10 protein-coding genes and 3 pseudogenes are annotated in these 14731 nt (G+C 71.8%); 6 read left to right on the plus strand and 7 right to left on the minus strand.

The genetic code is table 11. The features are described from left to right. Positions 1–14: 14 nt before the first annotated feature. Together H8R17_RS48595 and H8R17_RS46485 are read right to left on the minus strand one after the other, a co-directional pair. Complete coding sequence (locus tag H8R17_RS48595; protein WP_316959341.1) at positions 15–878, minus strand: transposase; 864 nt, start codon at positions 876–878, stop codon at positions 15–17. Next, positions 773–1243: a transposase gene (locus tag H8R17_RS46485; protein ID WP_262505088.1), complete on the minus strand. Its 471-nt coding sequence runs from the start codon at positions 1241–1243 to the stop codon at positions 773–775. The genes H8R17_RS48595 and H8R17_RS46485 overlap by 106 nt, the downstream gene beginning before the upstream one ends. A gap of 245 nt (positions 1244–1488) precedes the next feature. Between H8R17_RS46485 and H8R17_RS07645 the strand changes: the two genes are divergently transcribed. From H8R17_RS07645 to H8R17_RS48600, 3 genes and pseudogenes are all read left to right on the plus strand, one after another. After that, positions 1489–2184 (plus strand): alpha/beta fold hydrolase, encoded by a 696-nt coding sequence (locus tag H8R17_RS07645; protein WP_187822370.1) that lies wholly within the window; start codon positions 1489–1491, stop codon positions 2182–2184. A 70-nt stretch (positions 2185–2254) separates the two neighbouring features. Beyond that, positions 2255–2975, plus strand: a pseudogene (locus H8R17_RS07650) (alpha-hydroxy-acid oxidizing protein). Positions 2976–3003: 28 nt separating this feature from the next. Further along, positions 3004–3237: a hypothetical protein gene (locus tag H8R17_RS48600; protein WP_187822371.1), complete on the plus strand. Its 234-nt coding sequence runs from the start codon at positions 3004–3006 to the stop codon at positions 3235–3237. Positions 3238–3304: 67 nt separating this feature from the next. Here H8R17_RS48600 and H8R17_RS07660 read toward each other — a convergent pair whose 3' ends face one another. From H8R17_RS07660 to H8R17_RS07670, 3 genes are all read right to left on the minus strand, one after another. Further along, a complete protein-coding gene (locus H8R17_RS07660) occupies positions 3305–4954 on the minus strand; it encodes an RICIN domain-containing protein (RefSeq protein WP_187822372.1) in 1650 nt (549 codons plus the stop codon). A gap of 514 nt (positions 4955–5468) precedes the next feature. Beyond that, positions 5469–5849 (minus strand): toxin Doc, encoded by a 381-nt coding sequence (locus H8R17_RS07665; RefSeq protein WP_187822373.1) that lies wholly within the window; start codon positions 5847–5849, stop codon positions 5469–5471. 3 nt (positions 5850–5852) lie between these two features. After that, a complete protein-coding gene (locus tag H8R17_RS07670) occupies positions 5853–6098 on the minus strand; it encodes a hypothetical protein (protein ID WP_187822374.1) in 246 nt (81 codons plus the stop codon). 199 nt (positions 6099–6297) lie between these two features. Here H8R17_RS07670 and H8R17_RS07675 point away from each other — a divergent pair, with 199 nt between their 5' ends. The 3 genes and pseudogenes from H8R17_RS07675 to H8R17_RS07685 all read left to right on the plus strand — a co-directional run bounded on the left by H8R17_RS07675 (position 6298) and on the right by H8R17_RS07685 (position 9007). Continuing rightward, positions 6298–7248: a sigma factor-like helix-turn-helix DNA-binding protein gene (locus H8R17_RS07675; RefSeq protein WP_187822375.1), complete on the plus strand. Its 951-nt coding sequence runs from the start codon at positions 6298–6300 to the stop codon at positions 7246–7248. 98 nt (positions 7249–7346) lie between these two features. After that, positions 7347–8081: pseudogene (locus tag H8R17_RS07680) on the plus strand (ubiquinol-cytochrome c reductase cytochrome b subunit); the annotation flags it as partial. 113 nt (positions 8082–8194) lie between these two features. Beyond that, positions 8195–9007: an acyl carrier protein gene (locus H8R17_RS07685; protein WP_187822376.1), complete on the plus strand. Its 813-nt coding sequence runs from the start codon at positions 8195–8197 to the stop codon at positions 9005–9007. Positions 9008–9063: 56 nt separating this feature from the next. Here H8R17_RS07685 and H8R17_RS07690 read toward each other — a convergent pair whose 3' ends face one another. Both H8R17_RS07690 and H8R17_RS07695 read right to left on the minus strand, forming a co-directional pair. Further along, positions 9064–11307 carry a glycoside hydrolase family 9 protein gene (locus H8R17_RS07690; protein ID WP_187822377.1) on the minus strand — a complete coding sequence of 748 codons (2244 nt, stop codon included), beginning with the start codon at positions 11305–11307 and terminating at the stop codon, positions 9064–9066. Between the two features lie 155 nt (positions 11308–11462). Further along, positions 11463–14549 (minus strand): annotated as a pseudogene (locus H8R17_RS07695) (glycoside hydrolase family 2 TIM barrel-domain containing protein). Between the last annotated feature and the right edge of the window lie 182 nt (positions 14550–14731).

The raw sequence follows: 14731 nt of genomic DNA on the forward strand, positions 1-14731 counted from the left end.
TTCGCGTCGAACGGTCAGGCCGCATGGAGCCATTCGCGGTAGGTGTGGGCGAGGTCGTCGTCTCGGCGGATCCCGCGTTCGAGGGTGGAGATGGTGGTCGGCCAGAGTCCGAAGTGACGGGCGGCCGCGGTGAGCGTGATGTTCTTGGACTGGCGCAGAGGCCGCAGGTCGGCGATGCCGGGGATGGTCACCGTGCTGGTCAGGCAGCGGAACATCTCGCGGGCGATGGCCCGTTTCAACAGCCGGATGATCTCCTTCTTCGTCCGGCCCGCGGTGGTCTGCCGTGCCACGTATTCGCGGGTGCGGGAGTCGCTGGACATGCGGACCAGGGCGATGCGGTAGAGGGCGGCGTTGGCCGCCCGGTCGCCGCCGCGTGAGAGGCGGTGCCGGTTCGTTCTGCCGCTGGACGCGGGGACCGGGGCGGCTCCGCACAGGGCGGCGAAGGAAGCCTCGGTCCGCATGCGTTCGGGATTGCCGCCGGCGGTGACCAGCAGCTGGGCCGCAGTGTCGGGGCCGACTCCGTGGACAGCCCGCAGGCCGGGGTTGTGGGCGGTGACCTCGCTGTCCAGGGCCCGGGTCAGGGCTTCGTGCTCGGCGGTCAGCTCTCTGACACGCCGGGCGAGGCTCTTCAGCGCGGTGAGGACCGCGGTGTGGACCGCGTCCCCGCCCGGCCGCAGCCGGGCCAGGGCGTCGGTGCGCTCTGTTCCCTTCAGCCGGCCGTACTTGGCGCGGATGGCCTCGGGCGCGCTGATGAGGATGTGCCCGATCTGGTTCAGGGCGGCGGTGCGGGCCTTGACGGCGGAGCGGGCGGCGTTGTGCAGGGCACGTATCCCGGCGACGGTGTCGTCCTTGGGCGCACCGGAGGCCCGTCCGGACAGGCCCGTCCGGACAGGGCCGCCCGGGCAGCGGCGTAGGCGTCGATGGGATCTGACTTTCCGATGCGGCGCCGTTCGGCCCGGTCGGGCCGGTTGACCTCCACCACGTGAAGGCCCGCCGAGCGGGCGGCCCGGGTGAAGCCCGCCCCGTAGGAGGCGGTGCCTTCCACGCCGATCGCGATCACGTGTCCGTGCGCGGTCAGGAAGGCCACCGCCGCGGCATACCCCGCGGCGGTGGTGGCGAACTCGGCGTCCGCGAGGTGACCGCCGTTGTCGCTGATGACCGCGACGTGAACCGTGTCGGCGTGGGAGTCGACCCCGCCGCACACGATCTCATCGGCTGTGTCCTGTGCCGTCACTGCTGCCATGCTGGTAACGCCTTCCCAGTCCCGAGGCAGGCGTCGGCCGGGTGGCGCAGACAGGACATGAGGGGGCTTCTGACCAAGCTCCTATCAGGTCATGTTCCGCCCGGCCGAAGCCATGAGAACAAGCCCCGGCAGCCGGACAGAACAACGGGAGGACAACCCAGCAGGGCGTCAGTCAGTGCCCGAGTCACGACCACCGGAACCTGCGTACCACTATCAATGTCAGTGCCGTTCGCTACGTTGCGGGCATGACTGATTTCGTACTGGTGGCGGGGGCGCGGCTCGGGGCGTGGGCGTGGGACGAGGTGGCGGCTCACCTGCGTGCAGCCGGGCACGGCGTCCATCCGCTGAGCCTTTCCGGCCTCGCCGAGAAGCAGGGCGTACCGGCCGGGCAGCAGACGCATGTGCAGGACATCGTCGACGAGGTCGAGCGGCTCGGTCTGCGGGACGTGGTGCTGGTCGGGCACAGCTACTCGGGCATCCCGGTCGGCCAGGCGGCGGAGCGGATCGGTGACCGGCTGAGGCGTGTCGTCTTCGTCGACTCGAACGTCCCCGTCGACGGGGAGTCGTTCCTGTCGGGCTGGGACAGCGAGCACGTGCGGCGGGAGATCGCCGAGAACGACGGCTTCTGGCCCCCGGCCCCCGCGGCCCACTATGCGGGCCAGGGCCTGACGGCCGATCAGATAGCCCACATCGTGGCCGGATCGACCCGGCACCCTGGTGCCACGCTGACCGAACCGGCCGCCCTGACACGGCCGATCGGCGAGCTTCCGGCGACGTACATCAAGTGCCTGCTCGACGGCGACGAGCCGATGCCGGCCGTGGCCGAGGCGCTCAAGAGTGAGCACTGGACGCTGGTGGAGATGGCGACCGGGCACTGGCCGATGTTCTCGCAGCCGCGCGAACTGGCCCGCATCCTGCGGGAGTCGGTGGTCGGATCCTGAAGTCCGCTCCGGCTACCCGCCGGTATGGTCGGTGCGGCGCGTTCTCAGCGACTACAGGCGGGACGGACACATGGGCAGGCACTGGGCCGACTTCCAGTACGAGATCTACCTGAACGGGATGACCGGGGCCGTGCCGCGGCTGCCCACCGACCTGACCCGGCTCGAGGCGCTCACCGAGCAGCGGCTCGGTCCCGGCCCGGTGGGCTATGTGGCGGGCAGCGCGGGCCACGGCAGTACGGCCCGCGCCAACCGGGCGGCTCTCGGGCGGCGCCGGATCGTGCCGCGCATGCTGCGGGACGTGCACGAACGCGATCTGTCGGTCGAGGTGCTGGGCCGCCCCCTGCCCGCCCCGCTGGCCCTGGCGCCGGTCGGCGTGCTGTCGATCATGCACCCGGACGCCGAGCGTCCTGCACCCGGACGACGCCCGGCTCGCCGCCGACGCCGGGATGGACGGCGTGGTGGTGTCCAACCACGGCGGCCGCCAGGTCGCCGGTGCCGTCGCGGCGGCCGACGCGCTGCCCCGGGTGGCCGAGGCGGTCGGCGACCGGCTCACCGTGCTGTTCGACAGCGGCGTCCGCACCGGCGACGACGTCTTCAAGGCCCTCGCGCTCGGCGCCCGGGCGGTGCTCCTGGGACGGCCGTACGTCTACGGCCTCGGCCTCGACGGACAGGCGGGCGTCGAGCACGTGATCCGCTGTCTGCTCGCGGAGTTCGACCTCACCCTCGCCCTGACCGGGCACGCCTCCCCCGCCACGCCCGGCCCCTCCGACCTCGTCGAGGAGACCGCGTGACGGCCCGGCCGCGCTGCGCGAGGCCCGTGTGATCGTCACGGCGCTCGCCCGGGTGCCCGCCGGACACGTCGCCGCCGAGCCGCACCTGGAGCTGGTGCAGTGCGCGCTGGACGAGCTGCTGCGCACCGCCGACTACGCGCTCGCCGCCGTCCAGAACGCGGCCGGCTCCTCGCGGGCACACCACCGCGGGACGTCGTCGCCCGACCCGGGTCCCGCGGGCCGCGCCTCGCCGAGTGCGCTGCGGCCCGGGTGCTGTCGCTGACCCGTGACCCGCGCGCCGTGGTCGGGGGCCTCGGCCGGCCAGCGCCCCCGACACCACGGCCCGTCGGCTACTCCTCCCCGCCGGGGAAGTCCACGGCCCGCGCGCCCGGCGTCTGGCTCTCGGCGATGGACAGGGATCCGGCGGTCGTCGGCACCGGATCGGTGCGCCAGCGCTGTTCGGCGGAGCGGTCGCGGACCTTGACGACGATCTCGGCCTCCTGGTCCTGCGTGGTGGACGTGAGGACGAGCTGCTCGTCCCAGCGCGGCAGCAACTCCCCCTGCACGGTGAGGTCGTAGCGCACGTCGTCCCCGCGCTCGTCGTCCTCGTCGGCGCAGCTGTCGAGGATCACGACGCCTGCGTCCTTGTGCGAGTCCAGGCACAGGTCGGGCTCGGCCACACTGCGCAACAGCCCGTCGTCCTCGTACGTCCACTGCTGCGTCCGTGCGGTCGAGCACGCCGCCAGCTCGGTCCCCGCTCCCGACTCCGGCTCGCCCCGCACGTCGAGGCACAGGTCGGCGGCGAGGTTGCGCAGCCGGGTCTGCCGGGGCGGGGTGGGCAGTCCGGCCGCGCCAGGATCGGACGCGTCGGGCGGCGAGGGCAGGGCGCCGCTGCCGCCGACGGCACTGGTCGAGGCGGCCGGGTCGGCGGCGCCGTCGTCGTACGACCAGACGCTGACGATGAGTACGGTCGCCAGTACCCCGGCCGAGACGGCGCCGACACCCGAGAGCAGGGCGCGGGGGCTGCGCGGCAGCGGCAGGGGGATGCGCCGCACCTGTGCCGGGATCCGGGCCAGCATCCGGTGCCGGCCGTTCTCGGCCGCCCTGCGCCCGCGGGCCGTCCGTCTGCCGCCGTGCTGTGCGCCGCGCCGGCCCCCGCCGACGGAGGCCCGGCCGGGCCGGGAGTCGAGATAGCGCCGGGCGCCCCAGCCGAGCACGGCCTCGGCGAGCAGCGTGCCCAGGCCGCCCTCGAAGTGGCCGAGCTGCTCGGCCGCCTGCCGGCAGTAGCGGCACTCCACGAGATGCTGCTGGACATCCGGCAGCTGGGCGCCGCCGCGGCGAATGGGGACGTCGAGGAGACGGTTGTAGAAGCGGCAGTCCTTGGTCGGCGCGAGTTCCCGGTGCGCCTGGACATGCCCCTCACGGAATTTGTCCCGCGCCTGCTCGAGCATGGCCGCCGCGCTGTCGGTGTCCATGCCCAGCAGACCGGCCGGTACGGTTATGGACTCCGCCTCGACCTCCGTGTGCCAGAGCAAACAGCGGGCGGCTCCGGGAAGGGCCTGGAATGACCGATCGACGAGTACGCGATTCTCGGGTGTCATCGACTTCGCCGAGCGCATGCCCCGCCCGCCGGCCGGTTTCTGCAGCGCGGGCAGAACTGCGGCTATTCGGTCGTCGGAGGACCACTCGCGGACCGTGTCACGCACGGCCAGCAGTAACCGGGGGCGCAGGGCCAGGCCCGGCTCGCCCTGCGTGACCCGGTCCAGGACCCGGCGGAAGGCGGCCGCGGTGACCATGTCCGCGGGGGTCGCCGAGGCGGCGAGGCAGATCACCGCGTAGTCGTGCACCGACTGCCAGTGCCGCGCCATGAGCAGCCCGACGGAGTGGGCGGCCTCGCCCTCCGGGAGGCCCCGGAGCCGGGTGGCGAGGGACTCGTCGGACTCCCCGGCATCCCCGCCGGGCGGGGGAGAGGGAGGACGAGGAGGGTGGGGGGTGGGCACTGAGATGTTCCTTCCCACGCGCACGTGTCACTCAGAAGTTCTGGGGGCCGAAAAGGAGCGCGGGCTGGTGCGTACCTCTTGGCGCGGCGCAGGGGGCGCGAATTCACCACGGGCAGGGCCCACGGCGATTCGGACCCGGCTCGTCAACGCGCGCGTGACACCCGGCCATTACCCCCCACACGGTGGTTCACTCTCGCACAAGTCACTCGGGGCCAACAAGGCACTCGGACCACATCCGCCTCGTTGAAAGAAAGTCAGAAACGCATGGGCTAGCGTGCTCGCTCGCACCTGTTTTCGACATTTCATGCGCCCCGTGTGAATCGCACGCACATGCCGGGTGCGCCGCGCACGCTCCCGGCGCACGCGCCGGCGTAGTGCACTGGGTGCGGCCCTTCCCTGAAGGCCGCGCGCAGGACGACTGCTCTCCTGTGCGCCCGGGCCGCCGGCCTTGTTCCTCCCGCCCTCGGCCGGCGGTCCCGAGGGCATGCCGCCGCCAGAGCCCGGCTGCCGGGTCTCAGATCTGCCAGGAGCGCAGCCGGTCCGCCGCGCCGTAGACGTCCGTCGTACCGGACATCAGATCGCGGGCCAGGTCGACGAGGGCGCCGTAGGGCGGGTCGATGCCGACGCCGCTGACGAACATGTACGCCACGGCCGTGGCACAGGCGAAGCGGGCGTTGGCCGACGGCAGGGGCCGCAGCAGGGCGAGGGTGTGCAGCAGGGCGGCGGCCCGCCAGGCGGGGTCGGAGTCCACGCCGAGGCGCGGCGGGTCGACGCGGTGCCGGGCGACGGCGGCGACCAGCGCGGAGAAGTCGTTGATGGTGGGCTGGTCCGGCAGGACCTCTTCGTGACGCTGGAGCAGCCAGGGCACGTCGATATGGAGGACGGGGGGTGCCATCGGTCAGGCGACCCGCCCCGCGCCCTTGGCCGCCGGTTCGTCGTCCGGGAAGGCGGCCGCGAACTCGTCGGCGTGGGAGGCGAAGAACCGGCGGAACGCCTCCGCGCCCTCCTGCAGCGCCCGGTGCCGCGCGATGTCAGCCGCGGCGGCCTCCCGCACGAGGGCCTTCATCGACGTACCGCGCTCCTTGGCGATCTGCCGCAGGTCCTCCAGTTCGCGGTCGCTGAACTCCACGTTGAGAGCTGGCATGCCCTCACGGTACCTCTCGGGTACTTACTCGTAAATAAAAGCAGGTCACGGCGGTTACCGGACGGTACCGGAGACGTGGGGGCCGACTGTCATGGACGGGCTCCCGGTGAGATGCGGGTCACATTCCGCCCGTCCGATGTCACAATCCGGGCCGCGCCGCACCTCGTAGTGGTGAGCACGCCACTGGGGAGGGCCGCGCATGCCACCGAAGTCCGAGACACCCGCTCCCGGCGCCGACGCCCGGCTCGACGAGGCGATGGGGGTCTTCGTCGAGCACCGTGAGCTGCTGTTCGGCGTCGTCTACAACCTGCTGGGCACCGTCGCCGACACCGAGGACGTCCTCCAGGAGACCTGGTTGTCCTGGACGGCCCGCGGCGGGGGCGCCCCGCTCGACGGGATCGCCAACCTGCGGGCCCACCTCGTCCGCGTCGCCGTCAACCACGCGCTGCGGCGGCGCGCCGCGATCAGCCGGCGCCGCGAGACGTACGTCGGCCCGTGGCTGCCGGAGCCGCTGGTCGCCGACGACACCGACGTCGGCGCCGACGATCCGGCGCTGCGCACCGAGTCGGTGTCCATGGCCCTGCTGGTGGTGCTGGAGACACTGACCCCGCTGGAGCGGGCGGTGTTCGTGCTGGGCGAGGTGTTCGGGTACCCGCTCACCGAGATCGCCGGGATCATCGACCGCAGCCCGGCGGCCGTACGGCAGCTGGCGCACCGGGCGCGGGGGCATGTGAACGCCCGCCGGCCGCGGTACCGGGCGCATCCGCGGGTGCGGCGGGAGGCGACGGAGCGGTTCGTGCGGGCGGCGCTCGGCGGGGACATCGCCGGGCTGATGGAGATCCTCGCCCCGGACGTGACGGTGTGGACGGACGGCGGCGGCAGGCCGCGCGCCGGGGGTCTGCGCCCGGTGCACGGCCGGGTCAAGGCGGCCCGCCTGCTCGCCGCGCAGGCGACGCGGCGACGCTTCCCGCCGGAGCTGGACCTGCGCTACCGGCGGGTCAACGGCGACGACGCGGCCGTGCTGTTCCAGGGCGACGCGCCCTTCGCCGTGATGGTCCTGGACCTCACCCCGGAGGGCGACCGGGTCTGCGGCGTGTACGTCGTGGCCAACCCCGACAAGCTGACGCACGTACGCAAGGAGGAGCAGTGACCGCTGTGGAGCGGCCCACCCCTGTGGAGCGACCCGACGCGGCGGAACGTCCCGGAAAGGGCGAGCGCGTCGCCGACTGGTTCGACGGCCGGCTCGGCGTCCATACTGCGAAGGCGGGCGGCTTCTTCTTCCTGGTCTTCGGCGTCCCCACGCTGCTGGCGGCGGTGGCCACGATCAACCCGGTCTGGGCGTACGGCCCCTTCCGCGCCGACCAGGTCTCCACGCGTGCGCAGCCGGACTGGTACCTGGGCTTCGCCGAGGGTCTGGTGCGGATCATGCCGGGCTGGGAGGTCACCCTGTGGGGTCACACGCTGGCGCTCGGGGTGCTGATCCCGGTCGTGGCGTTCCCACTGCTGCTCGCGTTCATCGGCGTGTACCCGTTCCTGGAGGCCAGGTTCACCGGCGACAAGCGCGAGCACCACATCCTGGACCGGCCGCGCAACCGCCCCGTGCGCACGGCGATCGGGGCGGCCTGGATCAGCGTCTACCTGATCCTGCTGGCGGGCGGCGGCAACGACATCGTGGCCACCCGCCTGCACCTGTCGGTCAACACGGTGACGTGGGCGATCAGGATCGCCCTGCTCGTCGTCCCGGTGGCCGTCTTCGTCGTCACCCGGCGGATCTGCCTGGGTCTCCAGCTCCGCGACCGGGAACTGGTGCTGCACGGCCGGGAGACCGGCGTGATCAAGCGGCTGCCGCACGGCGAGTACGTCGAGGTGCACGAGCCCCTCAGTCGGGCCCAGGTCCACTCCCTGACCGCGCACGAGCGGCCCGGAGAGCTCGTCGAGCACGAACCCCGAACAACCACCGACAAGCAGGTTACCGGCGGCTGAACGCGCCATGCACAAACACCGCACTCTCGGCGACGTCCACAACCACAGGTGAGGTCCCACGTGTCGAACCCGGTGCCAGAACCGCCAACCGACCAGTCACCAATGGAGTTCACGTGCAGATGCGCTTACCGGCCGCCCGTCTCACCACGGCCGCCGCCCTCGTCCTGGCCACCCTGATGGCCGGCGCCCCATCAGCCCAGGGAGCCGACGACCCGCCCGGCCCCGAGCCCGAGGCTCCCTTCGAGGTGACCCTCACCAGCAGCCCCGCCACGACCGACTTCGGCCACCGCACGGTCGACCTGACCGGCACCGTCACCGAGGATGACGGCACTCCGGTGGCCGACGCCCCGGTCAAGCTCCACGAGTCCGTCCAGTACGACACCTGGAACCCGTGGTACGACCCCATCGACCCCACCGAGCGGGAGACCCGCGACCTGGGCACCGTCCGCACGGACGCCGAGGGGCGGTTCTCCCTCGCGGACGTCAGGGCGGACCGCTGGGAGGACGAGCCCAGCCCTTACCTGTTCCCCAGCAACGAGGTGCAGTTCCAGGCCTCCTACGACCCGGGCGACCCGAACGACCACCACTTCTTCTTCGCCCACCACACGGTCGCCGTCGAGCCCGTCGCCGGCGCCATCACCTACAAGGTCAACCGGACCAGAGTGCAGGCCGGTGACCATCTCGTCGTCACCGGCAAGGTCTCCTGGCCCGCCGGGCACGGTCCGGTCGCCGGACCCCGGGTCCTGCTGCGAACTTACTGGGAGTCCGCGTACAACGCGCAGACCACCACCGACGCGCAGGGCAACTTCCTCGTCCAGACCAGAATCCGCGACTACGACAACGAGTTCGTGCTCTTCTCCGCGCCCAAGGACTACTACATGGCGGGCGCGAGCGCTGACCTCCCGGTCAAGAACGTCACCCCGTAAGCCGGACACCGGAAGGAGCCCGCCGCCGGCCACCGGGCGCGGGCTCTTCGCCCCGCTCAGCCCTGGTCCGCCACGAAGGACGCCATCCGGACCAGCGCCGCGTTCCAGTTGATGGTGTGCTCGTTCGTCGACCAGGACTCGATGTGGTCGACGTAGCAGAACTGACCGACGCAGCCCTGGAGTTTGCTCTGCGCGTAGGGGTCCTGGATGCTCGAGTTCGGCCCGCCGGCGAGCGTGCCCTGCGGCGGGTTCGGCATGCTCGGGTCGAGCTGATGGGCGTACCAGCGGGCGTGCTGGTTCTGGGAGCTGACCTCGCCGTAGCCGGTGACGTAGGAGATGTTCAGCGCGTTGCGGCCCAGGATGTAGTCCATGCTCTGCAACGCGCCGTCCCGGTACTTCGCCGCTCCCGTGAGGTCGTACGCGGTGGCGAGGACGACCGCGTTGTTGAGGACCTGGTGGCTGGAGCCCCAGTCGTACGTGTTGTCGTCCGGGGCGTACGGCATGCCGTACGGGTGTGCCTTCAGGGTGGCCAGGTAGCGGTCGGCGCCCTTGACGACGGACTGGCGCACCTTGTCCCGGCCGGGCAGGGCGCTCGGCACCAGCGCCAGGTCGAGGCGGCCCGCCGCCGCGGTGCGCGCCCAGTCGAAGCCGAGCGGGCCGAAGATGTCGGCCGTGTGCACCGGGGAGTTCAGGATGTGGGTCTCGAACTGCTTCTCCCCCGTGGTGAGGTACAGCTCGGCCGCCGCCCAGTAGAACTCGTCGGCCACGGCGGTGTCGGGGTAGGCGCCGCCGCCGATGCCGTCGCTCTCGGACGCGTACCGGTCCGGGTGGGCGAGCGCCGCCGCCCAGGCCTTGCGGGCGGCCGCCAGTGTCCGCGCCGCGAACTCCCGGTCGTAGGACCTGTACAGGCGGGCGGCCTGCGCGGCCGTCGCAGCCAGGTTCAGGGTCGCCGCGGTGGACGGCGGGTGCAGTTCCCGCTTCTGCGGGTCGGCGTGCGGCATCAGCGGCAGGCCGGTCCACTGCTCGTCGTGGATTTTGTGGTGGGCCATGCCGGCCAGCGGTTTGCCGTCGGGCACCTGCATCCTCAGCAGGAACGCCAGCTCCCAGCGGGCCTCGTCGAGGATGTCCGGCACCTGGTTGCCGCTCTCCGGGATGGCGAGCGTGCCGTCGCCGAGCTTGTCCTGCTGCCCGGTGCGGGCATGCCGGGCGCGTTCGTAGGTGCTCAGCAGTTCCCAGGTGGAGATGCCGCCGTTGACGACGTACTTGCCGTGGTCGCCGGCGTCGTACCAGCCGCCGCTGACGTCGAGCCGGTAGTCGCACACGCCGGGCTGGCACGGCACGTCCCGGTCGCCCCGGTTGGGCGCCACGCCCACGTGGCCGGCCGGGCGGGCGTAGCCGGGGCGCAGGTCGTCGCGTATCGCGATGCCGCTGCGCTGGGTGTAGTAGTACTTCGCCGAGTCCAGGCGCAGCCGGTCGTAAGCGCCCGCGTCGATGTCGAACGGGCGGCTGGTCTCCCCGTCGGCGACCAGCTGGAAGCCCGTGCCCTTCTTGCGGTACGCGCCGAAGTCGATTGAGTGGACGTTCTGCCCGGAGGAGGCGTCGACGCCGCGCGGCACGGTCGAGCCCCGCGCGACGATCGTCCCGTCACCGCTCTTCAGCTGCCAGGGCAGCTTCGCCGTGGCGTCGGTGACGAGGGTGGCGTTCTTCGGCCCGGAGGGCAGGTAGGCGACCTGGTTGACGCGCACCCGCGGCCCGGTGTCGGGCTCGTACGGCTCGGGCGGCACCCCGCCCAGCAGCGACACGTCGTCCAGGCAGAACCGCCAGGGCTCCGCGCTGCCGCCGAGCTGGAAGCCGACCTGGCCCTTCGTCGTGTCGACGGGCGAGGTGAAGGTGTAGGAGTAGGTGTCGCCTGAGACGCTGAGCTGCGGGGTCACCTCGTGGTAGGTGTCGTACGGCGGCTCCGACAGTCCGACGATCGCGCGCACCACTTGGCCCGCGGGCGTGCCGTCGGCGGCGAAGGAGAAGCGGTAGGAATCGCCCTTGACGAGGGTGATGTCGTTCTGGCCGATGGCGGCGTCCCAGCGGTTGGCGGTGCCGCCGGGGACGTCGGCGCACAGCCGGCCGCCGGTGAGGGCCGCGCTGACGTTGGCGGTCGTCCACCAGGGGTCGGTGGTGGTGTCGAAGGTGCCGTTCCTGACCTGCTCGGTCTCCTCGGCGCCTGCGGGGGCGGCGGGCAGGGCCGTGAGGGCGGCTGCTAGCAGCCCGGTCAGGGACAGGAGTGCGGTTCTGCGTCGTTGCACGTCTGGGCTCCTCGGGAGAGGTGCGGGTGACGCTCGGCGTGGGAGCGCTCCCAGATGCGGACAGCTGCACATGCTTGTTGCAGTCATGACGCCCCGTCAACGGTCCGGACAGGACTGGCTGACCGTGTCCCGTCCGGACCGCACGGCGTGCGGGATCAGGTCGCCAGGCGGCTGATCCGCAGGGCGCCCCTCGCCTCGTCCGGGTAACGGCTCGTCATGGTGAGCCGGATCCGGGAGCCGCGGACGGGGTCGAAGGTGATCACCGTCGGGGCGTCGGACGCGGTGGCCCAGTCGGTCCGGGTCCCCTTCACCGGCCGCCACTCCCGGCCGTTCCACACCGTGACCTCGACGGCGGCAGGCAGACTGTGCTTGCCGTTCACGGTGAAGGACACGTCCGCCCGGTCGAAGGTGCGCGTGCGCCCGTGGTCGACCGACACCCAGTCCTCGGTGCGGGCCCCGTCGAAGGCGGGCAGCAGGGCCGTGGCCGCCTTGAGGAAGCCGTTGGACCAGCCGGTGGCCGCGTCGCCGTCCAGCATGGCCGCGGGCAGGGTGTCCGGTCGGCCGGAGTAACTGGCCTCCGCGTGAGGGTAGTTCTGCGGCGCCGGATGGTCCGGCTTGAACCGGGGCGCGGGCGTGGTCGCGCGGGAGGCGGCCGGGGTGGCGCGCACCGTCGCCGTGCCCGTGCGCAGGCGCTCGGCGCGGGCGGTCACCTTGACCGTGCCGGTCCGGGTGCCGGAGCGGACCATGGCGAGCGCCTTGCCGTGGAAGGCGGTGCGGGTGCTGGCCTGGTAGCGCTCGGCGCTCTCCTGGCGGCCGTTGTCGAGCCCGGCGAGCGAGCCGCCCGCCACCTAGAAGGAGATCAGGTGCTCGGCGTCCGGCACCACCACGCCCCGCCGGTCGACCACCTCGGCGGTCACGAACGCCAGCGAACGGCCGTCGGCGGCAAGGGACTTGCGGTCGGGCGTGAGGCGTACGGCATACGGCTCCCCGGCCGTGCGCAGCACGTCGGTGGCGACCACCCGGCCGTCCCGCCGGGCGACGGCCTTCAGCTCGCCCGGTTTGTAGGGCACCTTCCAGGTCAGGTGGAGCTTGCCCGCGCTGCCGTTCGGGCTGGTGTAACTGCCGGGGTAGGGGCCGTCGGTGAAGGTCTTGTCGTCGCCGGTCGCCTCGGTCGTCTCCAGGTACGTCCGCCCGTCGACGGTCTTCTTGGTGTCGAACCTCCGTGTCCCCAGGGACTTTCCGTTGAGGAACAGCTCGACGGTGTCGACGTTGGAGTACGCCCACACCTCGACCGTGTCGCCCTCCTCGTGGTTCCAGGTCATCGGCAGCAGATGGACCATCGGCTCGCCGACCCACTGGCTCTGGAACAGGTAGTACATGTCCTTCGGGAAGCCCGCGGTGTCGACCGCGCCGAAGAAGGACGCCTTCACCGGGAACACGTCGTACGGCGTGGGCTCGCCGATGTAGTCGATGCCGGACCACAGGAACTGCCCGGCGAACCACTTGCGGTCCCGGTCCTTCTTGTGGCCGTACTCACCGCTCATGGTCCAGGAGGCGAGGTTGTTGTCGTACGACGAGGTGGCGCGCCTGCCCGGGGTGTAGTTCTCGCCCGTGTTGAGGTGTTCGGGCTCCTGGTAGGCGCCGCGGGAGGACGTCTCCGAGGACGACTCCGACTCGAACAGGAACAGCTTCGGGTAGCGGGCATGCAGCGCGTCCACCGACTTGGCGGTGTTGTAGTTGAGGCCGAGGCCGTCGATCTTGGCGAGGATCAGGTCGGCCGGGGAGCCTGCGGCCGGCACGCTGCGGTGCCGGTGGGAACCGATCACGATCGGGCGGGTGTCGTCGTACGCCCTGGTCGCGGCGATCAGCCGGTCCGCCATGGCGAGCCCGGCGGTCGAGGTGAACTCGGAGACCTCGTTCCCGATCGACCACATGATGACGGCCGGCGAGTTGCGGGCGGCCAGCACCATCTCCGCGACGTCCTTGTCGGCCCACTCGTCGAAGAACCGGCCGTAGTCGTACCGCGTCTTGGGGCTCTTCCAGCAGTCGAAGGCCTCCACCAGCATCACGATGCCGAGTTCCTCGCAGACCTCGATCATCTCCGGCGCGGGCGGGTTGTGGGAGGTGCGCAGGGCGTTGACGCCCATCGACTTCATGATGGTCATCTGCCGGCGGATGGCGTCGATGCTGACGGCCGCGCCGAGCGCGCCGAGGTCGTGGTGCAGGTCGACGCCCTTGAACTTGGTGTACGCGCCGTTGAGCTGGAAGCCCTCGTCCGGGTCGACGCGGAAGGTGCGGATGCCGAAGACCGTGCGGTAGGTGTCGACGGTCTCGCCGCCCACGCGCAGTTCGGTGTGCAGGGTGTAGCGCTCCGGGCTCGCGAAGTCCCACCGCCGGGGGTCGGGCACGGTGACCTCGTGGGTCTCGGCCGTCTCGTCGGTGACGGTGACCGTGGAGGAGGCGCGGGCCACCGTGCGGCCTTCGGGGTCCTGCACGCTCGATCTGATCTCGACCTCGGCCGCGGCCCCCGAGGCGTTCACCACTGAGGTGCGCATCCGGACGACGGCCCGCTCGTCGTCGACCTCGGGTGTGGTGACCTGGGTGCCCCAGCGCGCCACGTGCACCGGCTCGGTGATCACCAGGCGGGCCTCGCGGTAGATGCCGCTGCCGGAGTACCAGCGGCTGCTGGGCAGCCGGTTCTGGACCTTGACCGCGATCACGTTCTCGGTGCGGCCGTCGGTGTGCACCAGGCCGGTCAGGTCGAGGGCGAAGCCAGTGTAGCCGTAGGGGTGTCGGCCGACCTCCTTGCCGTTGCAGTAGACGTACGAGTCCATGTAGACGCCGTCGAACTCCACCGAGATCCGCTTGCCGGCGAAGGCGGGCGGCAGGGTGAAGGCGAGGCGGTACCAGCCGAGGCCGCCGGGCAGGAAGCCGGTGCCGCTGGTGGTGCCGTGCTCGGTGGTCGGTGCCTGTTCGATGCTCCAGTCGTGCGGGACGGCGACCTCGCGCCAGGCCGAGTCGTCGTAGCCGGGCTCCGCGGCCTTGGCGTACGCGCCGTCCGGGTCGGTGATGCCGCCCGGGTTGACCAGTGCGAAGCGCCAGCCGTCCCGCAGGGCGACCATGCGGCGGCCGGGCGCGTCGCGTGCAGCCTCGTCGGCCCGCGCCGCCGGAGCGCTCGCCAGCGCTCCGGCCGCCGGCGCGGCCGCGGAGGCGATCAGTACCGATCTTCGAGTGACCGTCATGGGCGGCTCTCCCTCGTCAGGGCTCAGAAGTACTCACAACTGATCGTGAACAAACAGATTCTGACGGGGCGCCACACACGGCCGTCAAGGGTACGGTCACGTACTTCTGCACCACGGGCCCTATCGGCCGGATTTCCCCTGGTCTCCCGCGTGGCCCCGGCGGGATCCCGGTTCCCGTCCGG

It is taken from the genome of Streptomyces sp. TRM68367 (assembly GCF_014495685.1).
Taxonomy (GTDB): Bacteria; Actinomycetota; Actinomycetes; order Streptomycetales; family Streptomycetaceae; genus Streptomyces.

What these genes read in the sequence shown, in the direction of transcription:
- H8R17_RS46485 (WP_262505088.1), bottom strand. Translation starts at nt 1,243, where the DNA reads ATGGCAGCAGTGACGGCACAGGACACAGCCGATGAGATCGTGTGCGGC.
- H8R17_RS07645 (WP_187822370.1), top strand. Translation starts at nt 1,489, where the DNA reads ATGACTGATTTCGTACTGGTGGCGGGGGCGCGGCTCGGGGCGTGGGCG.
- H8R17_RS07665 (WP_187822373.1), bottom strand. Translation starts at nt 5,849, where the DNA reads ATGGCACCCCCCGTCCTCCATATCGACGTGCCCTGGCTGCTCCAGCGT.
- H8R17_RS07670 (WP_187822374.1), bottom strand. Translation starts at nt 6,098, where the DNA reads ATGCCAGCTCTCAACGTGGAGTTCAGCGACCGCGAACTGGAGGACCTG.
- H8R17_RS07675 (WP_187822375.1), top strand. Translation starts at nt 6,298, where the DNA reads ATGCCACCGAAGTCCGAGACACCCGCTCCCGGCGCCGACGCCCGGCTC.